General features: G+C 62.4%; 19 protein-coding genes. 5 read left to right on the forward strand and 14 right to left on the reverse strand.

The window, feature by feature from the left end; translation table 11 throughout:
* Window positions 1-4 precede the first annotated feature (4 nt).
* The 8 genes from ACJEIK_RS18180 to ACJEIK_RS18215 all read right to left on the reverse strand — a co-directional run bounded on the left by ACJEIK_RS18180 (window position 5) and on the right by ACJEIK_RS18215 (window position 6,983).
* A complete protein-coding gene (locus tag ACJEIK_RS18180) occupies window positions 5-493 on the reverse strand; it encodes an FxsA family protein (RefSeq protein WP_133427186.1) in 489 nt (162 codons plus the stop codon).
* A 34-nt stretch (window positions 494-527) separates the two neighbouring features.
* Window positions 528-920 (reverse strand): PPOX class F420-dependent oxidoreductase, encoded by a 393-nt coding sequence (locus ACJEIK_RS18185; RefSeq protein WP_061002374.1) that lies wholly within the window; start codon window positions 918-920, stop codon window positions 528-530.
* 4 nt (window positions 921-924) lie between these two features.
* The gene (purU, locus tag ACJEIK_RS18190; RefSeq protein ID WP_409430081.1) at window positions 925-1,815 is read right to left on the reverse strand and encodes a formyltetrahydrofolate deformylase; all 891 of its coding nucleotides are present in this window, start codon (window positions 1,813-1,815) and stop codon (window positions 925-927) included.
* Window positions 1,812-2,192, reverse strand: a complete 381-nt coding sequence (locus ACJEIK_RS18195; RefSeq protein WP_409430082.1) for a PPOX class F420-dependent oxidoreductase — start codon at window positions 2,190-2,192, stop codon at window positions 1,812-1,814. The genes purU and ACJEIK_RS18195 overlap by 4 nt, the downstream gene beginning before the upstream one ends.
* A 191-nt stretch (window positions 2,193-2,383) precedes the next feature.
* Window positions 2,384-3,205: an IS30 family transposase gene (locus ACJEIK_RS18200; RefSeq protein WP_409430083.1), complete on the reverse strand. Its 822-nt coding sequence runs from the start codon at window positions 3,203-3,205 to the stop codon at window positions 2,384-2,386.
* A 132-nt stretch (window positions 3,206-3,337) separates the two neighbouring features.
* Entirely contained in the window at window positions 3,338-4,135 is a 798-nt protein-coding gene (locus tag ACJEIK_RS18205) for an ATP-binding protein (protein WP_138247680.1), read from the reverse strand.
* A gap of 1 nt (window position 4,136) precedes the next feature.
* Window positions 4,137-5,747, reverse strand: a complete 1,611-nt coding sequence (gene istA, locus ACJEIK_RS18210) for an IS21 family transposase (protein ID WP_406775775.1) — start codon at window positions 5,745-5,747, stop codon at window positions 4,137-4,139.
* A gap of 594 nt (window positions 5,748-6,341) precedes the next feature.
* Entirely contained in the window at window positions 6,342-6,983 is a 642-nt protein-coding gene (locus ACJEIK_RS18215) for an HNH endonuclease (RefSeq protein WP_409430084.1), read from the reverse strand.
* A gap of 581 nt (window positions 6,984-7,564) precedes the next feature.
* Here ACJEIK_RS18215 and ACJEIK_RS18220 point away from each other — a divergent pair.
* The 5 genes from ACJEIK_RS18220 (at window position 7,565) to ACJEIK_RS18240 (ending at window position 13,196) form a co-directional block, all read left to right on the forward strand.
* Window positions 7,565-9,643, forward strand: coding sequence for a 3'-5' exonuclease (locus ACJEIK_RS18220; protein ID WP_409430085.1), 2,079 nt, complete (start codon window positions 7,565-7,567; stop codon window positions 9,641-9,643).
* Between the two features lie 187 nt (window positions 9,644-9,830).
* The gene (locus tag ACJEIK_RS18225) at window positions 9,831-10,142 is read left to right on the forward strand and encodes a WXG100 family type VII secretion target (protein WP_409430086.1); all 312 of its coding nucleotides are present in this window, start codon (window positions 9,831-9,833) and stop codon (window positions 10,140-10,142) included.
* 126 nt (window positions 10,143-10,268) lie between these two features.
* A complete protein-coding gene (locus ACJEIK_RS18230; RefSeq protein ID WP_016894482.1) occupies window positions 10,269-11,588 on the forward strand; it encodes an IS256 family transposase in 1,320 nt (439 codons plus the stop codon).
* A gap of 61 nt (window positions 11,589-11,649) precedes the next feature.
* Window positions 11,650-11,934, forward strand: coding sequence for a WXG100 family type VII secretion target (locus ACJEIK_RS18235; RefSeq protein ID WP_409430087.1), 285 nt, complete (start codon window positions 11,650-11,652; stop codon window positions 11,932-11,934).
* Complete coding sequence (locus ACJEIK_RS18240; RefSeq protein ID WP_409430088.1) at window positions 11,931-13,196, forward strand: hypothetical protein; 1,266 nt, start codon at window positions 11,931-11,933, stop codon at window positions 13,194-13,196. The genes ACJEIK_RS18235 and ACJEIK_RS18240 overlap by 4 nt, the downstream gene beginning before the upstream one ends.
* A 407-nt stretch (window positions 13,197-13,603) precedes the next feature.
* Here the strand turns inward: ACJEIK_RS18240 and ACJEIK_RS18245 are convergent, their stop codons facing one another.
* The 6 genes from ACJEIK_RS18245 to ACJEIK_RS18270 all read right to left on the reverse strand — a co-directional run bounded on the left by ACJEIK_RS18245 (window position 13,604) and on the right by ACJEIK_RS18270 (window position 20,138).
* On the reverse strand, window positions 13,604-14,671 hold the full coding sequence (locus ACJEIK_RS18245; protein ID WP_409430089.1) for a macro domain-containing protein: 1,068 nt from the start codon (window positions 14,669-14,671) through the stop codon (window positions 13,604-13,606).
* Between the two features lie 4 nt (window positions 14,672-14,675).
* On the reverse strand, window positions 14,676-15,314 hold the full coding sequence (locus tag ACJEIK_RS18250; RefSeq protein WP_409430090.1) for a DUF4433 domain-containing protein: 639 nt from the start codon (window positions 15,312-15,314) through the stop codon (window positions 14,676-14,678).
* A gap of 236 nt (window positions 15,315-15,550) precedes the next feature.
* The gene (locus tag ACJEIK_RS18255) at window positions 15,551-17,392 is read right to left on the reverse strand and encodes a hypothetical protein (protein ID WP_409430091.1); all 1,842 of its coding nucleotides are present in this window, start codon (window positions 17,390-17,392) and stop codon (window positions 15,551-15,553) included.
* Window positions 17,393-17,506: 114 nt separating this feature from the next.
* Window positions 17,507-18,286: a hypothetical protein gene (locus ACJEIK_RS18260; RefSeq protein WP_409430092.1), complete on the reverse strand. Its 780-nt coding sequence runs from the start codon at window positions 18,284-18,286 to the stop codon at window positions 17,507-17,509.
* Entirely contained in the window at window positions 18,283-19,197 is a 915-nt protein-coding gene (locus ACJEIK_RS18265; protein WP_409430093.1) for a hypothetical protein, read from the reverse strand. Before ACJEIK_RS18265 ends, ACJEIK_RS18260 begins: the two co-directional genes overlap by 4 nt.
* Window positions 19,194-20,138 (reverse strand): hypothetical protein, encoded by a 945-nt coding sequence (locus ACJEIK_RS18270; RefSeq protein ID WP_409430094.1) that lies wholly within the window; start codon window positions 20,136-20,138, stop codon window positions 19,194-19,196. Before ACJEIK_RS18270 ends, ACJEIK_RS18265 begins: the two co-directional genes overlap by 4 nt.
* Window positions 20,139-20,183: the final 45 nt, after the last annotated feature.

The following is a 20,183-nucleotide window of genomic DNA, read 5'->3' on the forward strand; positions in this document are numbered from 1 at the left end:
CCGTTCAGCCGGCGTGCCGCTGGGCGGCGACCGGTGAGCTGTCGATGACCTCGATCACTTCGCCGTCGATGTACTCACCGCGACCGCGGTAACGCTCGTCGTGGTTGATGTAGATGACCTGGGTCGGGAAATCCATCGGGGTGAGCCGACGGCCGAACAGGGCGTTGGCCGCCGGGCGCACCGCGCGCCGGGTGAACGGCACCAGCATGAGCGCGCCGAGTACGGAGCTGGCCAGGCCCGGCACCACGACCAGGACCGTGCCGAGCGCCACCAACAGGCTGTCGGTGGCCAGTGTCGGGTCGGCGGATCGAGCGCTCAGCGCGTCGGACAACCTGCTGAAATGCCGGGTGATCTGCGTGCCCGCGATGGCCAGGCCGACGGCAAAAGTGGCCAGCAGCGCCAGCAACGTCCACGCCACACCGATGGTCGAGGCCAGGGCTGCCAGCACCGCGACCTCGACCAAGGCATAAACCAGAAAAAGTCGCATCGCCATGCCCTGGACAACGCGGAAACGCCGGAATTGGTTCCTAGCCGCCAGGAAGCGGCTCGACCTCGATGGCGGCGTGCACCTTGTCGACGCCGCCGCGGATGATGGCCTGTGGGATCCACCACCAGGCGTGCCACCAGTAGCGCCTGGTCACCATGTCGAAGACGCGCTTGGTCTCGGACTTCGGCAGGTTGCGGGCGATGGCCTCGACCGGTTCGCCCTTGACCTTCCCGAGCGCGCCGCATTTCTGGATGGTGACCCGCGGCGTGTTCTTGATCCGCTTGGTCTTCCACGAGCCGTCGTCGGTGCTGATCAGCAGCTTGCCCTCGTGCGGCACGCCCCAGACCGGAGTGGGCTTGGGCCGGCCGTCCTTCGTGAAGGTGGTCAGCAGCAGGTACTTCTCGCGGTACACGTCTTCGAACTTCGGAGCCATGGCTCTAGAAGACCACGGTTTCGTTGCCGTGGCGCAGGATCCTGTCCTGACAGTGCCACAGGACGGCCCGGGACAGCACCGCGCGTTCCACGTCGGCGCCCAGGCGAACGAGTTCTTCGACGCTGTGCGTGTGGTCGACCCGCACCACGTCCTGCTCGATGATCGGGCCCTCGTCCAGATCCTCGGTCACATAGTGCGCGGTGGCGCCGACGAGCTTCACGCCGCGCTCCTTGGCCCGCCGGTACGGCGTGGCGCCGACGAACGCCGGCAGGAACGAATGGTGGATGTTGATCAGCGGACACCCGATGGCCCCGAGGAACTCGCGCGTGATGATCTGCATGTACCGGGCCAGCACCACCAGATCGACGTTGCCCTTGAGCAGCTCCAGCTGGCGCTGCTCGGCCTGCTCCCGGATGTCGCGGCTGGCCGGGATGTGCACGAACGGCACCCCGAACGCCCGGACCTGCTCGGCGAGGTCAGCGTGGTTGGAGATCACCATCACCACGGTCATGTCGAGTTCGCCGCGACGGTTGCGCCACAGCAGGTCGAGGAGGCAGTGGTCGGCGGTCGACGCCATGATCGCCACCCGCTTCGGCTTGGACGCGTCGGCGAACCGGTAGTCCATGTCGAATTCGTCTGCCACCGCCTGGAATTCGCGCTCCAGGTCGGGCTGGGCCGCGGCCAGCCCTGGCAGATGGAAGACGGTGCGCTGCAAGAAGACGCCGTCTTCGGGAGCCGTCGAGTGCTGGTCCAGCGAGATGATGTTGGCGCCCGCGCGGGTCAGGAACGTCGACACCGCGGCGATGACACCACGACGATCCGGACAGTTCAGCAGCAGCCGCCCGATGTCCTTGTGGCGCGGCAGCTTTGGCGCGCCGGCAGGGAATTGACTCACGCCGCCCGCAGCTCCAGCGCGACGTTGTTCTCCATGCCGCCGCGCAGCTTGGAGAAGAAGTTGAAGGCCTTGCCGAGCAATCCGTAGCGCTTGCCGATGCCGTCGTAGACCGTGCCCAGCTGCGACTTGTCCAGGATCGCCGCCGTCGCCTCGACGGCCTCGCTCTTCGGGTTGCCGCGCATGTCGCACTTGGCGACCGTCACGCGCGGGGTGTTCCGGATCCGCTTGACCTTCCAAGCCTTGGCCTCGGAGATGACCAGCAGCCGGTCACCGTCCGGGACCGCCCAGACGGCGGTCGGCTTGGGCCGGCCGTCCTTGGTGAAGGTGGTCAGCAGGATGTAATTCGCGGTGGCGACATCGGCGAAGGTGAGGGCCATGGCGATGAGGTTAGTCGAGGTTCACCTCTCCAGCTCCCCTCCGGCCGCCCGCCGAGATTGACGAAATGGTCGTTTTCTGTGGGCTGAGCGACCATTTCGTCCATCTCGTGGCCACTACGGGACATTCGGCCCACGACCGCAACTGCACGGCGAGATTCAGGCCTTGAAGTCAAGCGATTAGTGCAACGCGGCTAGGCAGCTTGGTTCAGGAGTGCGGCCAGGCGTTGAGCTGGGGTGTCGAGATCTAGGGTGGGTCGGGGACGCTTGTTGAGGGTGTCCTGGATGCGTGTGAGGTCGTCTTTGGTGTGCACGCTCAGGTCGGTGCCCTTTTCGAACCAGAACCGCAGCAGCCGGTTGGTGTTCTCGTTGCTGCCGCGCTGCCACGGTGAATGGGGATCGCAGAAGTAGACCGGCGCCTTCAGCGCCAGTTTGATGTCACGCCAGTTGGCCATCTCACTGCCGCGGTCCCAGGTGATGCTGCGGCGCAGATGCGCCGGCAGCTCACTCATCGCCTCGATCATCGCGGCGGCCACTGTGTCGGCGGTGTGATCGGCGGGCAGGTGCAACAAGATGGTGAACCGGGTGCTGCGTTCAACCAGGGTGCCGATCGCACTGCCGCATCCAGCGCCTAGGATCAGGTCGCCTTCCCAATGTCCCAGTACGGCAAGGTCATTGGCTTCGGCGGGCCGGTCGCTGATGGTGAACACATCGTTGAACTTGCCGCGGCGCTCGGTATGGTCACGGGGCTTGCGGGCGGCCCGCTTGGTGGACAACCGCTTATTCAGATCAGCGCGCAGTTGGCCACGGCCCTGGACATAGAGGCACTGGTAGATGGTTTCGTGGCTCACCCGCTTGAGCCTGTCATGCGGGTGATCGCGGGCCAACACCTCGGCGATCAGTTTCGGGCTCCACCCGTCATCCATCCACGTTTCGATGGCGGCGCACAGCGCGGTGTCGTTGAGTTTGAACGCTTTTGGTCGGTGCGCGTTCTGCGCCGCCCGCCCGTGGGCCATCCGGGCGTGATAGTCCCCGTCGGCATTGCGATTACGCCGAACTTCACGCCACACCACGCTGCGGTGACGGCTGTCGCTTGCCAGGGTGATGGGACCACCTGATTGCCAGGGGGATGGGACCACCGTGGCGCGTTATTGAGGATGCTCGTCGGCGGGGTCTGGGTCAAGCTGAGGGCGGGTCCGTTGGCGGTAGGACGGTCCTTCGATGACCAGGGTGTGCGCGGCGGAGGTCAGTCGGTCGATGGCTGATTGGGCGAGCAGGGTGTCGGCGGTCATGGTCAGCCATTCGGCGGGCTCGCGGTTCGACGTCATGATCGTGGTCTTGGCGCGGTGGCGCTCGACGACGATTTCGTAGAAGTCGCTGGTTTCGGTGGCGTCGAGGGGGCGTAGCGCGAAGTCGTCGATGATCAGAACGTCGACGGCGGCCAGGCGGCGGATCTCGGCGTCGACGGTGTGGTCGAGGCGGGCGGCGCGCAGCCGGGTGAACAGTTTGTCGGCGCGGCCGAACACGACGGTGTGTCTGCGTCGAATAGCCATGTTTCCCAATGCTGTTGCCAGATGCGTCTTGCCAACGCCGACGGGCCCGAGGACGATCGCGGACTGGCCGGCATCGAGGAACCGTAGCGAGGTGAGATCACCGAGCAGGGTGCGGTCATAGCGCAGGTCGCCGTGGGCGGTCCAGGTATCAAACCGCATGCTCGGATCGAGTCCGGCTTTGGCCGCTCGTAGTGCCGCGGAGCGGGATTCGCGTCGGGAGACCTCGTCAGCCAGCAGTGTTTCCAGGAAGCCGATGTGGCTGAGTTTGTGTTGTCGGGCCAAGGCGGCGCGTTCGGGCAGGGTGTCAGCCAGTGCACCGAGCTTGAGGGCTTTGAGCAGTCGGAGCAGATCAGCGCCGATCGGGTCGGTAGCTCCACGGGCGGTGGTAGTCATGTCAGCGGTTCTCCTCGGAAACGATGGTCAATGATGTTGGGGTGGAGTTGAATTCGGAAGGATCACGGGCGAAGCGGGTCGCGGTGTGACCGACCGCTTTCGGCAGGGCCGGGGAGCTGGTCTCGGTGGCACGCTCGAGCATGGAGGCGATCTTGTTCACCGAGACGACATCGAGATCCAGCGACAATGAACAGGCCTGTTCGACCCGGTCGGCGCCGTAGCGGCGCACCAGACCCAGCAGCCGGTAGACGGTACGCATCTTCGTCCAGGGCAGCCGGTCATCGAGGATGCGTTCGGCGTAGATCCCGACGTTGGGGCCGTGCGCGGCGCAGGTGGCGATCAATGTCGTCACATCGCGCAGCGCGTAGCCGGTCTTGTGTTCGGGCAGATCAGCGGGGTCGGTGCTGCGCCCACCGGCCGGTTGGCGGGGATGGACCTTGACCAGCACGCCGCGGCGATAGAACTTCACCAGCTCGGTGTCGGCGCGCACGTCCAGGTACTGACCGATCCAGCATTCGGGCAGCGAATACAGGGCCTTGGCGACCTCGGCGTGGAAGTCGCGGTGGACCTTGACCGTCTTGAACACCGGCACGTCATAGACCTGCGGCACCGCCAACAGCCGGGGCTGCTCTTCGTCGGTGAACACCTCCAGCGGGCGTGCGCAGGTGGTGCCGTGGGTGCGGGTGCCCGCAGTGTCACGACACCACGCTGTGGCGGCGTCCTGCGCCTGCTGCAGACTGGTGAATGTTTCTCCGTCCCAGAAGTTTCGCCGCACGTACTGCACGGCGCGTTCCACCCGTGGCTTGTCTTTCGGCGAGGCCACCCTGGCGGGGTCGGTCAGAAACCCGCTATGCCCGGCGTAGTCCAGCCAGCCCTGGCTGAACTGCGGGTTGACCGCGTCCGCGGCGGCGATCACCGGTTTGAGGTTGTCGGGGATCAGCACGGCGAACACCCCGCCGAAGAACTCCCAGGCCGCCTCGCAGCCGGCGATCACCGCGGCCAGGGTCTGCGAGTACGACAACCACACGAACATGTGCCGGGAGTACACCGCGGTGAAGATCAGCGCGTGCACCTTGCGGCGGCGCCCGTCAGCAGCGTCGGTGAGCATCCCCAGGTAGCCGAAGTCGACCTGGCACTCCACTCCGGGATCGCCATCAGCGACCCGCACCGTGAGGTCTTTGCGGCCGAAACCGCAACGCTGGCTGGCGAATCGGTGCAACGTCCGATACGGCACCACACACCCCTGCCGGGCCAACAGGGTGTGGATCTTCGTGACCGTCAACGGCCGATGCTCACCGGTGCCGGCCACCCAGGCGGTGATCTGATCTTCGAAGCCCACCAGCTGCTCCCACGCCGCCCCGTGGCCATCGGGGCGCACCGGACGCACCGCCTCGGCAACCATCCCGATCAACGCATCATCGACCGCGCTGACGTCGTCGTCGCGACGCAAACCCGCCGCCTGGGCGGCCTCGACGTAGCGGCGCACCGTCTTGCGGTCCAGGCCGCAATGCGCGGCAATGCTGCGGTACCCCGGCGCCGGCAGTCCCACCACCCCCAGCCACACCCGCAGCACTTCCCTGATCTCATTCACACTGACCTCCCGAAAAGCCATGCCCGCCGACCTCCGTGACCTTGAGCCGTCACGGCGATCGAACGAACAAATGAAAAGACCACCGACGCGACGCGCCGGTGGTCCCATAACTGGCAATCCAGGTGGTCCCATCACCCTGGCAAAAATCAGGTCACACTGGTCCCATCCTCATGGCAGACGACAGACGGCCAATCTGCGCACCGATCTGCTCATAGGTCAGACCAGCGTCACGGCCCCGCATGATCGCGATGCGCTCATCGAGACTGAGCCGATGCCCGCGTCCACCCTGACGGTCCAGATCACCGGGCTCAACTAACCCATATGCGCTACCGCCGCTGAGCAATTTCATCGCGCCAGCCTCACTCCACCACCGCGACGCCGTCCACATCGACACGCCCATCTCCCGAGCCGTCGCCAGCAGCGGAGCACCCTGGCACACCCGGTCAAACAACTCCCGCCGAGTCGACCTCGGAAACCGATAACCAGACGGCACGACAACCCCTTAAATCAACGGATGTTGTCTTGACCGTATGAATCTGCCGCCGGGATTTGCGCCACCCAGTTGCGTTCGCGAACGCATCCGGGGTCCCGCACGCGCGATAGGGCGAATGCGTGTCAGAGCTGTTGGTTGACGACGGGGTTGGCCGAGTTGGGCGCGAACGCCGAATCGCAGCGACTTACGTTGAACCACGATCGCACGTACTTGGTGTTCGCGTCCGCGCCCGGAAGCGGGCTGTCGGTGAGGTACTTCACGAACCAGCCGGTGAGCCCGTCCCACACGGCGATATCGCCTTCGGGGTGAAGGTCCCAACCCAACTCGGCGAGTGTCCACATATCCTTCGCTCTGTTGGTGCGCATTGACGTTGTCACCCAATTTGATTCGTCATCCGCACCTCCACGAGTAACGGGAATGACGTGGTCGATAGTCGGCAGCAGTTCCCAGAATGCGATGTGCGTTTCAGTCATCTTCCAGTTCGGGTGAAAGGGGAACACACCTGGCAAACGAACGTGGATGAGGCGCAACACCCCCGGATTGACGAGCCGCTGCCCGGTGTATCGATCGATGAATCCGTCCCGACGAAACACGGCGAGCTTCTGTGCATCGGAATACCTGCGGGCCGCCGCCTCGACAGGTGCGTGGGGGTAGCGACTGCTGATGACGTGCCGGGCGGCGAAGGTACCGTTTGCAGCCAACTCAGCGCAGACAGCTTCAAGGGCGCCAGACCCGTCCGCCGACGGCCGCATGTGTTCGCCCATGGCGGCGCCCTATTCCAACTGACTCCAGGGAGATTAACGGACCTGGCAACGGCGCACACCGTCATCCGGATAGTGTCGGAACAGTCGAGGGGCGTCGGTCGGTTGCCGACAAAAGCGACAGGAATGTGGGGCCACCGGTACCGATGACATCTGCCGATTCAGTCGATTCACTCGTGGCAGCTATAGCCGCGGTGCGGATTCCCGCCGAAAACCATCCATTCATCCGCCGGTTCACTGGCCGAGTCGGCATCGTCGACTACCGGGCCGTTCCCTCGCCGGACAAGCCGTACATTCGGGCCGTCCGACGAGACGGCCTCCCCGACTTGCATATCTATTACGGATACACGACTGGATTCACCTCCGAAGCGGAAGTCATCGACGCCGCGGGCAACGGCGCGGGCCGTGGACGCAGCGCCCGGAAAGGCACGTGGTACGTCGAGCACCCGACGAATCGAATCTGGCACGGCCAGGAAGACCGATCGCGCGACAAACGGAGGCAGGCCGGCTTCTGTCAGTGCGGTATGCAACTGTCAGTTACCGGTATGTGCGGTTCGTGCGACTGAGGGAGTTGAATTACTGCAATGGCCCGACTCGGCATCGACAGAGACTTCCTGCTCGAATTCGCGAAACTGGACCGACCTGTGGCCGCGAAGGTCCGTGAGGTCTTCGGGAAGTTCGCCGAGGCGACACACACCGGCATCCATCTGGAGCCGATCAAGTCGGCACGAGACAAGCGCTTGCACTCGATCCGGATCGATGGCTACTGGCGCGGGGTCGTGCTCAAGCAGGATGACGGCGACATCTATACGCTGCTGACGGTCCGTGGGCACGACGAGGCCTACGAATGGGCGTCCCGCCGCTCGGTATCTATCAACTCGGCGACAGGCGCCATCGAACTCCGAGATGTCACAGCGCTGGACGAGCTGAGCTCCACGCAATCCGAGCAGAGGGCATCCGAACCAATCTTCGCGCACGTCAAGGACAGCGTGCTGATCCAATTGGGCATCGATGATTCAGTCATCAAGTTTGCACGCACGCTTACAGAGGTCGCCCAACTGGATGCAGCGAAAACACTTCTGCCGCAATCTCAGTGGGACGTACTATGCGGTCTCGCCGCAGGCCTGTCCCCCGATGAAGTCTGGGCTGAGGTCGCTGCCAACACTCCGACGGAAATCGACATCAATGATGTCGACGCCGCCGTGGAACGCACCAACAGTCGCATAGTCGTCGTTGATGGGCCTGACGAGTTGATGGCGGTGTTCGAACGCCCTCTAGACCTCTGGCGAGTGTTCCTACACCCCACCCAGCAGTTGTTGGTGGATAAGCAATTTTCCGGCCCCGCCCGAGTGACCGGCGGCCCCGGAACCGGCAAGACCGTCGTCGCGCTGCACCGCGCCTATCGACTCGCAGAACGCAACGACGGACGTGTTCTCCTCACAACGTTCACGTCCACACTGTCGGCCGTGTTGGACGCAAGCCTCCTCCTTCTCGCAGATTCACCCGGCCGAGACACCAATGCTCGCAACAGAATTGACATCTTGCACATCGACAAACTCGCCAATCAGCTGGTTCGCGAGCAACACGGACACCTGACCATCATCAATGACACTCAACAGGCGGGGCTATGGCAAGAGGTCATTGAGCAGCGCGGCGCAGGGTTCACACCGGCCTTCGTCAGCCAAGAATGGCGTGACGTCGTGCTCGCGCAGAATCTAGAAACGCAGGACGACTACCTCGACGCACGACGCTCGGGTCGAGGTGTCGCGCTCTCTGGCCGACAGCGCCAGGCGGTATGGAAAATCATGGATGCCTTCGACGTCACGCTGCGCGAACGCAAGCTCTGGACGCACGAGACCGTGCTACGCGAGGCAGTCCGGATAGCGAAGGCGAAAGGCACCAAGCCATTCCGACACGTAGTGGTCGACGAGGGGCAAGACCTCAGCCCGATGCAGTGGCGCCTGCTGCGTGCCGTTGCCCCAGTCGGCACCGACGACATGTTCATCGCCGCCGATTCACACCAGCGAATCTATAACAACTACGCGAGCCTGCGGTCACTCGGCATCCATATCGCCGGCAGGTCTAGCCGGCTGAAGGTCAACTACCGCACTACGGCCGAGATTCTGGCATGGAGCCTGGGCATGATGCGCGGCGAGCCGATCGACGACCTCGACGAAGGACTCGACACCCTTGCTGGCTGCCGATCGGAGGTCCACGGCGAGGCACCGACGCTGCGCGGATTCACCAGCCGCCAGCAGGAGTTGTCGTTCATCGCGGACACGGTCGCAGGCTGGCTGCAGGGCGACGTGACCGCAAGTGAAATCGGCATCGCAGCGCGCACCAACTCATACGCCGAGCGCATCACCGATGAACTGCGGTCCAGGAACATCGCTGTGCGCGCCCTCGCGAATTCGGGCGGCGACTCAGTGTCAGTGGGAACGATGCACCGGATGAAGGGGCTGGAGTTCCGGTGTGTCGTGGTCGCCGGCGTCAGCGCTCGCATGGTGCCGTTGCCCAATGCGGTACGAGCGGCCGAGGTCGACAAACAGGCCCACGCGCTGGACCTACTGCGCGAACGCAGCCTGCTGTTCGTGGCGTGCACACGTGCGCGAGAGGACCTCGTCGTCACGTGGAACGGCCAGCCCAGCGAATTTCTGGGATAGCCGACACTGAGCAACCGTAGTAGCGGCGCCTTGGCACACAGGACGGCTCACCGACGACCCGATGCACCTTCATAGGCGGCCCACTGGGTTCAGCTGCGCTATGCCTGACTGAATTCTGGTGCAGTGGACGGTCCTCTGGAGCACTTACGCTGTTATTCGGCACTTGTTTCGCCAACAGGGGGGCGCAATGAAACAGCTGACAGTCGACGCCGCAGTAGCGTTGCAGGCAGCTCAAGGAGTAGGCAGCGATGCCACAGAGCTTCAAGAGGAACTGTCGCGTCTGGAGCGGGAGTGGCAGGACATCGCCCACGGGTGGAAGGGTTCGGCCGCCGGTGCGTACGCCGCGCTATGGGAGCAGTGGCATGACGGAGCCATCAAGGTCGTTCAGTCGGTGGCCGAGTCCGCGGAAAAGCTGAATCAGGCTGCCGTCCTCTACACGCAGCAGGACGAAGAATCCGCGCACGTGCTGCAATCCGCATCGCCCGCCATCGAGCAATGATCAGAACCTGTGGATGAGCCTTGGTAGGGCGGCGTGAATGTGGGCGCGCCTTCCCGGGGATGATCACAAGTCCAGTTCGTTTCTGATCAAGACCGGCGTTGGCGCGCTGGTTGGGAAGGCACGCCCGTGCTCACCGTAGTTCACGATGTCGCGCAGGCCAACGACACCCGCAGCGGTGCCGGTCGGTCGTTGTTGGATGAGATTGTCCGCGACGGTGCCCGGCAGATGCTGGCCGCCGCTTTGCAGGCCGAGGTCGCCGCCTATGTCGACCAGTTCGTCGATCAGGTCGACGAGAATGGGCACCGGCTGGTGGTCCGCAACGGCCACCACAACGTCCGGGAGGTGCTCACCGGCGCTGGGGCGATCGAGGTGAAGGCGCCGCGGGTCAACGACAAACGGGTCGATCCGGAAACCGGTGAGCGGCAACGATTCTCGTCGAAGATACTGCCGGCGTGGGCGCGTAAGTCCCCGCAGATGGCCGAGGTGCTGCCGTTGCTGTACCTGCATGGCCTGTCCAGCAGCGACTTCGGTCCGGCGTTGGAGCAGTTCCTCGGCTCGGGGGCGGGGCTCTCGGCTCCGGCGATCACCCGACTGACCGCGCAGTGGCAGGACGAGGCCGCCGCGTTCGGCCGCCGGGACCTGTCGGGCACCGATTATGTGTACCTGTGGGTGGACGGCATCCATCTCAAGGTCCGCCTGGAGCAGGACAAACTGTGCCTGCTGGTGATGCTGGGGGTGCGCGCCGACGGCCGCAAGGAACTGGTCGCGCTGACCGACGGGTACCGCGAATCAGCGGACTCGTGGGCGGATCTGCTGCGGGACTGCCGGCGCCGTGGCATGCGCGCCCCGGTGCTCGCGGTCGGGGACGGTGCTCTGGGGTTCTGGAAAGCGGTCCGTGAGGTGTTCCCCGATACCCGTGAGCAGCGGTGCTGGTTTCACAAGCAGGCCAATGTCCTTGCCGCACTACCGAAGTCGGCGCATCCGGGGGCGATCGCGGCGATGCGGGAAATCGCGGGCGCCGAGGACATCGACCACGCGCAGGTCGCGGTCAAAGCCTTCGAACTGGACTACGGCGCCAAGTTCCCCAAGGCCGTGGCCAAGATCGTTGACGACCTCGATGTGCTGCTGGAGTTCTACCACTATCCCGCCGAGCACTGGGTACATCTGCGCACCACCAATCCGATCGAGTCGACCTTCGCCACGGTCCGGTTGCGCACCAAGGTCACCAAGGGGCCGGGTTCCCGCGCGGCGGGTATCGCCATGGCCTACAAGCTCATTGACGCCGCACAAGCCCGCTGGCGGGCGGTGAACGCCCCGCACCTGGTCGCCCTGGTCCGGGCCGGAGCGGTGTTCCACAAAGGCAAACTGCTCGAACGACCCGTCGACATCACCCCACCCGAACCGGCCGACAACCCGGCCACCCCGACCGGAACGGAGGTCGCCTGAAAAACACCAATCCACAGGTATTGACAATTACTCCCGCCATCACGACCGAAATGGGGCTGTGATGCGGTACAAGGTGGAGCTGAACGAACTCGAACGATTCGTCGAGAAACTGCAAGCGTTCGAACGACATGCTAAAGCCGTCACCGCTCGGATCGACGGACAGATCGCCCACCTACACACCACCTGGTCCGGCGATGCCGCCGACGCACACCGGGCACAGCACGACAAATGGGTAACAGCGGCCGCAGAAATGCGCGAGGCGCTGAAGGGCTTACGAGAGGCCGCCCACAACGCGCACCGCAACTACACCGAAGCGGCCAACATGAACGTTGCGATGCTGACGTGACCCAAGACGTCGATCCACAGACCTACTACGACGTCGGCAAGGGGTTGTACGAAAAGGCCGGCACTGTCTACAACGCGTTCAAAACCAGCGTCGCAACCCTCGGTGCAACCGGGTCGATGGCCGGCAGCACCGACGACGGTAAAGCGTGGGCGCAGTCCTACGACAGCCGTGCCGCTGACGTGCTCGGCGCGGTGAACGACCTGACAAAAGCACTGGAGAACTACGGCGGCGTCATCATCCAGGCCGGCTACAACCACGCCATGGCCGAGTACAACGCGCACCCGTCGCAAACGAGCACACCACCGGTACGTCCCGCCGACCCCGCTAGTGTCGCCGGAGAACTCACTACACCACCGTCTGCAGGTGGACCCGGGACCGGCTTGATCGAGAACATCGGCGTGCTCGAACACATCGGTATCCCAGTCCCCGATGGGGACACCGACAAGCTCGACAAGGCAGCGACTGCCTGGAACCAGCTCGCTACAGGTCCAGGCACCACGGCCGTGGTGCAGGCACTCAGCGGCAACACTGCCAAGTTCAGGGACACCAAGTCCCCCGAGGTCGATTTCATCGTCAAAGATCTCGACGAGCTGCACCAAGCCGCCGATGCGATCCTCGGCAGCTGCGCTGAACTGGCCCAGTCGTGCTCCGAATACAAGACGTCGCTCGATGACCTCCGAACCAAGATGAAGGAAACTGTCGAAGATCTCGTTAAGGAACTTGCGATCAGCGCCGCGATCGGCATCGCGACCGCATTCCTCAGCGCAGGCGTCGGCGCTTTCGCAGCGACTGCTAAGGCCGCGGCATCGATCAAGAAATATGCCGGGATCATCCGCGGGATCATCGAATCCTGGAAAATCTCCAAGAACATCTCGTCAGGCGTCAAGAAGGTTCACGACGTCGCCGGCGTACGGAAGAAACTGGAACGCATCAAGAACCTCGGACGAAAGAGCAAGCACGAAGGCGGAACTCCAGGCCCACGTGTCTCAATTCCAGAGGGTTCGCCCAAGGGAATCAGTGGCTACACAAAACACGCCGAAGAGCAAATCGCTGGGCGTGACGGTGGCGTTGGGGTACGCCGGGATGCGTTGGAAGACGCATTCCAGAACCCAGTCCGGGACGTCGAAAGGCTCGTGGATTCACAGGGGCGAGTTAGTTACCGTTACACCGGGGAAAATGCGACAGTCGTGGTAAATCAGGATGGCAGAGTAATCACTGGCTGGGCAAACAACAGCAGCGGCACGGGAGGAACAGGTGGATAGCTCTTTTGGCTTTCTGACAAGCTCGCAAGCGGATGCGCTCCGCGACATCCTTGGCCGCCGAAACGCCGCATTGCTTAACAGAATTCAGGCGTCAAAGGTCGTCACTCGTTCAGATGCAGAAATGCTGGTGTCAAGCCTCTCCGACGAGTTGACAGATAATCTGGACGACGAATGGGAGCCTACGGAGTATGGACGCGTAGTCAGCGGCATTCTAAGTCAAGTCAATTCGGCCCGAATCGCACAATGGCCATCGTAGACGAATCTTCCTCGCACCGTCGTGTCACACGAACAATCAACGCTTAGCCCGTGAACTACGTTCCCGCACAATATGACTCAACGTCATCGTCGCTCAGTTCTCTCTGCAACTTGCCTGCGCGGCGTAGCGGCTGAGCGAACCCACCTCGCGGTCACGACGGCGCTATAAGATCCCGATCACGCAGCGCGTTCCAGGCCACCTCGATGTGTTCGGCAGTAAATGTCTGCTTCTTTCGCGGCGACCATTGATGCACCTGCTCCATCGCCTTGCGCCAGTCAGCAGCGGCGGTGGCATCGTGTGACGCCACCCAATGCACCGACCCCAGCAGCTCCATGCCGTACCGCGATTCGAATCCGTCGATGGCCCGCATCACCTCCTCGACGCGGTCGCGGGTCTCGACGTTGTCAGCGAGGACACGGCTCGCATCGTCCTCTGCGCCCGGCAAAGCCTTCATCGCCTCGGCTTCCAGCACCCGTGAACTTCCGTCACCGTATCCGGTGATGAAATGCCCTTCAACGGTGGACAGCACGTGTCGCAGGTTGTCCGCGTACGGCCCGTAGCGACCTGGCTGAAAGTTCAGGTTCAATGGTTCGCCAACTGTTTGCAAGAAGTACATCAGCTTTTGAAGCTCGATTGGTGTCGCCCCGACCGCCAGGCGCGAGTAGCGCGCCAGCAATGACACGAGCGCCGCGCGTCCCGTGGTCATTGCTGGCCGGACGGTAGCGTTTGGCATTTCAGCAGCGGCAGGTGCGCCTTGCGGCGGATACAGCTTGACCTCAACGCTGGGCAGATCTGCGAAAGCCCGGACGATCAGCGGCTCCACATCCGCCCAGTCGAGTCCACCATTGCCGCACCCAAGGGGCGGAATCGCGATAGATCCGATCCCGTACGTTCGCACTACGCTGACGAGGTCATCGAGACCTGCAACAACATCGGTCAATCGCGACGGTGCCCGCCAGTGGCCTTTGGTAGGAAAGTTGACAACGAACTGTGGGCCGTCCAGAGCGCCGGTCTCCCAGACATGCATGTGACCGAGCTGCACTTCGCCGTTCTTGCACGCACGTTCGTAGGCTTTGAACATGGCCGGGTAGGCCCGCTTGAACTGTAAGGCGATTCCCTTGCCCATGACGCCAACGGTGTTCACCGTATTCACCAACGCTTCGACATCTGCTTGCAGCAGATTGCCGTGCTCGCTGGTGATCATGGCGGTTGTCTCCATATGGTCAAAAGTAGAACTTGGGTATGACACTGATCGGCGGACCGTCTACGCCCACAGTATCGAGGATCTCACCGACGCGGACCTTGCGGGCTTCGTCGAACACCGCGATACCGGTGAAGGCCGACCAGGGCACAGCTTGATGCGCCAGGCATTCAGCCATACGACGCTCCTTCCGGTCGGGATCGTTGTCGGTGTCGGCCCAATACCTCGCGCGCATCAGTTCCCAGTCGACCAACGTGTCGAGGTCCGGCACGTGCGCGCTGTGCTTGGCCACCTCAAGCACCGCATTCCGATCGGTGAAGACGAGCGACAATCCCTCTGATTGAAGCTTCTCAACCGTCGACATCAGGTAGACAACGTCGTGCGAGTCACCGGCAAACGACGGAACTCCCCCAGCATGGATCGAGAAGAGCATCGGGCTGCGGGACGCGAAGTAGAACGGCACATAGTCGGCGACGACGCCCCCTGGGTCAACCTTCACCCGGCGCTCGCGACGCCTGGCCTTGATGGACGGCTCGCCCACTTCGGTAACGCAGTGCCCTTCCCGCGCAACACTGTCGCACCGCAGGCCATCAACCGCGATCCTGGCGAGGTTGTCGAGGTGCGTGAAGTGCGCGACGGTGGTCGGGACTGGGCGCGCCAAGGATCAGACCGTCATCTTGTCGCAGGACTCAAGGACGAGCCGCCTCGTGCGATATTCGCCAGGCTTCGCTCTAGGATGCCGCCGCAGCACAAGATCGAAACCACCTAACGCATCGTCGGCGCACTTCCTTGACATCAGTTCATTTCGGTCTGCATCCCACACCGCTGGCGCACCCGACTCACCCGCCGCCGCATCGTACGCCGCCAGGCATTCACCGCTATCAGTGACCTCTGCGATCACGAGTCTGTACCCGTGAGATGTCGACCGATGTACCCAATGTAGATCTTCCCCGAACCGTTAGTGTCGTCGAAGTAGTGCATACGAGGAGCGAAGTGGTCCCTCCACGTCGGTTTAAAGTGCGCTGCCATCAGGATCTGCCCCGAAGGATCGACGCTGGTTGGTACGGGTCGAATCCGCTCCCGGCCCCACTTGTTGAGCGTGGTCGGGCTTTCACCTGCCGCGTGACGGTCCGGGTGACATTTGTGGCCATCAATGGAGTCAGTTTTCAGATACAAGTGGACGCCGCCACGGAATGCTCCGCTGGCACATCGCTCAGCGTAGTCGTAGAGAACGTGAACGTAATCCCAGAGGGCGTGGGTGTAGAGAGATGAGATATCTCTTTGCTGGACTTCGAGTGCCGCATCCGTGTCTCCGGTGAATTCGACTCTGCTGAATGCCACGTGAGGATCATTACCCGGCGTGATGCGGTCCAGCAGGCTCATGATGTCATCCGGTGGGCTCCACGATTCCGACTCCGGCTCGACGTATGTGAGCTCGGGTGCCCCCTGTTTCACCAGTCGATGGCGGAGAACCACTACCTCACGTTCCTGTTTGCGGAGACTCTCCTCCGCTACCGCGAGATCGAGGCCGATATTCTCAAGTCTCGACTTTGATTCGCGCGCAGATGATTCCAGACGTTCGTTCGCCTCTGCGACCTTCGTCCAATCTTCTTCCCACTGCGACGCCTCAGCCGATTTCCTGCTCAACAACCGGTCGAGCTCGACGAACGTTTCATCCGACAGCTCCTTGTCCGATCCCAACCAGCGCGATACCAACTGCTGCAGTCGCCCAGATGGAAGTAAGGCCGTGGCAGCAGCGTCGACGGAGTCGCGATGTTCCGGCTCAGGCAACGTCTCACTAACCCGGCGATCGACGTCGCGGGTGCGCTGCGCCGCGGCTTCCGCGCGCGCCAAGATATCGAGTCCGCGCCGCACATCGCTCGGCAATTCCCGCTCGATGAACCTGAGCCGAGTAGATCGAGCATGCAGCTTTGTCAGAGCACGGCTCACTTTGGTGCCATTCAGGTGCTTAATCAATGACCCCGGGTGCAATTTGGGGTGACGCAGAGCGTCGTCCACAGAGGCCAAGTCCACATTCGGCGCGAAGGTCCGAATGACACCTTTTTGTATCCTGTGCGATCCCGGCAATGTATTCGATATGAGTTCGGCCGCATCGTCATCCAGAATGAAGGTCGCTGCAACACCAACGCTTTGCGCGGTCAAGCCGCGAATCGCCTTGCGCCACAGCTCTTCGCCGTCCACCCATGGCAACGGAGCCACTATGACGGAAGCTAGGCGTGTCGGATCTGTAATCGCATCGAGGACGAGCTGCGCGTCCGATCCTCGAATGACCTGTGGCTCGCCGGTCAACTGCGTCACGCCGTCCATCGCCCGATGCGCCTCCAGCAGCTTGCGAATCAGGCGTGGCGGGTCGACTCGTTCGATCGCCTGCTCGATGTCGCCAAGGTCGACATCGACGTCGACGACGACGGTCTGCCGGAATGAGTTCGCGTTCGGCGTAACGAGTGCGGATAGGGAAACGGTCCACAGACCCGTGCTATTCGATTCACGAAAGCGATAGAGGCGCCGACGGGAGCCATCCTGCCTATCGGGATCGTGAACCACCGAAAGTGTGGCACTCGGGCCTAACGTGTGCTGACCGTCGCCGTCCCAGTCCGCGGCGGTCAGGCTGCCCAGCTGCTTCTTCTCTCTGAACCATGAACCGAGCTGCGACTCGGCGACGGAGATGGCATCCTCCGAGTTGTCCAGGCGTGCGATCGCTCGATACCCAATCGCCATCGAGTGTCCCCTTCCAGCTGATTACATGTCCTGCGCCGCAACTACGTTCGCGGACCATACAGCAGGCCGCCGACAGGTACTGCAGCGCTCCGCGGACGAAGTCCGCGATCGTGGTCACCCTGCCAACTGGTCGTAAGCGTCGAGAATCAAGCGCTTCGTGCGATATTCACCGTGCTTTGCGAAGTCGCGCCGCAGCACAAGATCGAAGCTGTCCAGTACGTAGCCGGCGTCGTCTCGCGGTATCTCGAACAGATGCAGGAACGCCGCGTCAAGTTCCGCCCGTAATAGTTCACGGCGGTCTTCGTCCCACACAAATGGTGCTCCCGACTCACCCGACGCCTCTGCATAGGGTGCAAGGACTTTGTCGGTTGCGGATATCTCGACACTCCGATGCACAATCCAGTCGAACGCGGTGGACGCACCAAAAGGCACCGTCCGCGCGTGATTAGGCGGGATGGTCGGAAGCTGCTCGAACGTCCCTTGTGGGATCGACGGTTGCGAAAGAAACTGTCGCAGGACAAAATCGAAGATGAACGAGTTGTATTGCGCACACAGGAACGCGAGCTCTTGGACTGAAGGTCCCGCGGAGAGAATCCAGCCGTACGAAGCCGCGCCCCACGGCAGAATCGCGGCTATGCAGGTCCTCTCGTCGGTGTTCCTCGCGACGCGACGGAAGCCCAGCATAGCCAGGTCTGTCCCCCATGTTCTCCGCTTCTGCCGCTCGTCAGCGCTTTCCGGCCGGACCCAGTACCTGGGCAAGACCGACGATTCAGTCGAGTGGTCATGATTCGGTTGGATATCGGTGTCCTCGATACCGACGAACGTGCCGAATCGGTGATCAAAGGCGTGCCCCATCTTGCCTTCGTACAGCGGCAACATTTGACGTGTCGTCATTTGCCCTCCGCAACAAACCATTCCGACGGAACGCTGGCCGCCCACAACTCAAGAGGTCGGTCATCCAGGCCAAAATAGCCTGCAACCAGGTGGGCGGACTTGTAGAAGATCGTGCAAGCAATCCTGGCCTGCCACTCAAGCATGCCCGGCGGCACTTCGTACATCAGCGCCTGAAAACCCTGACCGGTATCAACCATCGACGATTGAGCGCGCAGCCTAAAAAGCGACGGATGCGAGTAGTCGGACAAGACGTCATACAGACCACGATCATCACCCATGCAACTCTCCGCGAACAGCTTCGTCGCGTGCCCGAGGCCGACGTACTTCACGCCGCCGACGTCCCAACTCCTTTCATCACCGGGTTCAGACCAATCTGTCTGCGCGTCCGGGAACACTTGCATCAAGTCCGCCCGCAGGCGATCACGGATCGTCTTGCTCTCACGTTCGCGACCGCGGTTCTTCATCTGGCTAGCCGTGAATCTCTCTCGACACAGGGTCGCAAGAAATTCCATCTGAAACCGAGCGATCCGCAGTGTCGATGAAACAACCGACTCGCTGGACCCAGGAGCTAACAACCATGCGATGCGACCGGCGATCTCCAATTCGGCACGGATCAGGGGCCATACGGACAGCACGGCCTGATTGGTCTCGAACAGTGCGGCAATCGCGAGCACATATTGGCCTATGGCAGAGACGTACTCACCTGTGTAAAGGCTTGCAGCTTCGATGTTTTGAGGAGCGTCGGGATGCGAAGCACGAAAGTCCAGCCTGTCTCGACTGAACGGCGAGTCGAGTGCGAGTGCACCACGCGCTTGAGAACCGACCTGCTGCCAGGCCGTCACTATTGCCCGCATGTGGACGGCCCAGGAATTCATCTCTTCGCCGAGGCGTTCTGAGACAACAGGATTCATGAATTCTTCGCCAGCTCGTCGTATGCCTCAAGAATCAGTTCTTTGGTACGGAACGATCCGTACTCGGCTTCATCTTTGCGCTTTACGATGGGGAATGTGTCCATCACATAGTCAACATCGTCACGGGTAAGCCCATAGAGGTTGAACATCGCCGCGTCAATCTCCGCGCACGCGCGGCTGCGAGCATCGGTGTCAAAGCGCATCGGCAGCGCGTCCTTAGTCGCGATTCCCACCAAATCGACTGCGGTGTAGGAGAGTTCAATCACTCGACGCTTGACCCACTCCATCAACGTGACACTGGACTCACCCGAACTGGGGACCTGGAACATCGACACGGCGGGAACTGGGAGCTGCCCAACAACCGTGAACGTGAGATTGACACCGTTCAGCTTCTGGCGCAGCGCGTAGTCGAGCGCGAACGAGTTGAAAATGCCCAGGGCCAGAATCGGATCGACCGACTGCACGACTGGCACGCTGTTTCCAACTGCGGTACGAGGCAGCGCATACGCAACCATCGACCTTTCGTTTGTCGGACTAGTAACCCACGAGTACCCAACCAGCCAATCTGGAAGACCTGCAGGCAATTCGCCTTCATCTACCCACGATGCGGGCATTGCGAGACGCGTCGGATCCTGCAACTCGGCAAGTGTGAGATACCGCGGTTGGTTCTGACGCTGGACAGCCGTCGGACTCTTCACCACATCTGCAGCTCGGTGGTTATACATCGCCGCCATCATTCCTTGGTACAGAGGAACCATGAGATGGGTTACCCCCCCCCCGTCAGTTTTCTCGAAGATGTTGCCGTTGAGCACCCAGCCATCGGCCTCAAGTTCTTCGCGGGTATGGAACAGGTGAGAGTCGTTCGACATGTGGAACATCGTCATAAACTTGATGCCCCACGGATTTCCGTTCGGGTCGCCCTCCTTGATCAGCACCGGCACGCGTCGGTATATGCCTAGGGTGATCTCGGCATCACGGCGGGTCCG

This window comes from Mycobacterium sp. SMC-16 (assembly GCF_046250085.1).
Classification (GTDB): Bacteria; Actinomycetota; Actinomycetes; order Mycobacteriales; family Mycobacteriaceae; genus Mycobacterium; species Mycobacterium phocaicum.

Coding starts and splice junctions, on each gene's coding strand:
- ACJEIK_RS18180 (WP_133427186.1), bottom strand. CDS start 493: ATGGCGATGCGACTTTTTCTGGTTTATGCCTTGGTCGAGGTCGCGGTG.
- ACJEIK_RS18185 (WP_061002374.1), bottom strand. CDS start 920: ATGGCTCCGAAGTTCGAAGACGTGTACCGCGAGAAGTACCTGCTGCTG.
- ACJEIK_RS18195 (WP_409430082.1), bottom strand. CDS start 2,192: ATGGCCCTCACCTTCGCCGATGTCGCCACCGCGAATTACATCCTGCTG.
- ACJEIK_RS18200 (WP_409430083.1), bottom strand. CDS start 3,205: ATGGCCCACGGGCGGGCGGCGCAGAACGCGCACCGACCAAAAGCGTTC.
- ACJEIK_RS18205 (WP_138247680.1), bottom strand. CDS start 4,135: ATGACTACCACCGCCCGTGGAGCTACCGACCCGATCGGCGCTGATCTG.
- istA (WP_406775775.1), bottom strand. CDS start 5,747: ATGGCTTTTCGGGAGGTCAGTGTGAATGAGATCAGGGAAGTGCTGCGG.
- ACJEIK_RS18215 (WP_409430084.1), bottom strand. CDS start 6,983: ATGGGCGAACACATGCGGCCGTCGGCGGACGGGTCTGGCGCCCTTGAA.
- ACJEIK_RS18220 (WP_409430085.1), top strand. CDS start 7,565: ATGGCCCGACTCGGCATCGACAGAGACTTCCTGCTCGAATTCGCGAAA.
- ACJEIK_RS18225 (WP_409430086.1), top strand. CDS start 9,831: ATGAAACAGCTGACAGTCGACGCCGCAGTAGCGTTGCAGGCAGCTCAA.
- ACJEIK_RS18235 (WP_409430087.1), top strand. CDS start 11,650: ATGCGGTACAAGGTGGAGCTGAACGAACTCGAACGATTCGTCGAGAAA.
- ACJEIK_RS18245 (WP_409430089.1), bottom strand. CDS start 14,671: ATGGAGACAACCGCCATGATCACCAGCGAGCACGGCAATCTGCTGCAA.
- ACJEIK_RS18255 (WP_409430091.1), bottom strand. CDS start 17,392: ATGGCGATTGGGTATCGAGCGATCGCACGCCTGGACAACTCGGAGGAT.
- ACJEIK_RS18260 (WP_409430092.1), bottom strand. CDS start 18,286: ATGACGACACGTCAAATGTTGCCGCTGTACGAAGGCAAGATGGGGCAC.
- ACJEIK_RS18265 (WP_409430093.1), bottom strand. CDS start 19,197: ATGAATCCTGTTGTCTCAGAACGCCTCGGCGAAGAGATGAATTCCTGG.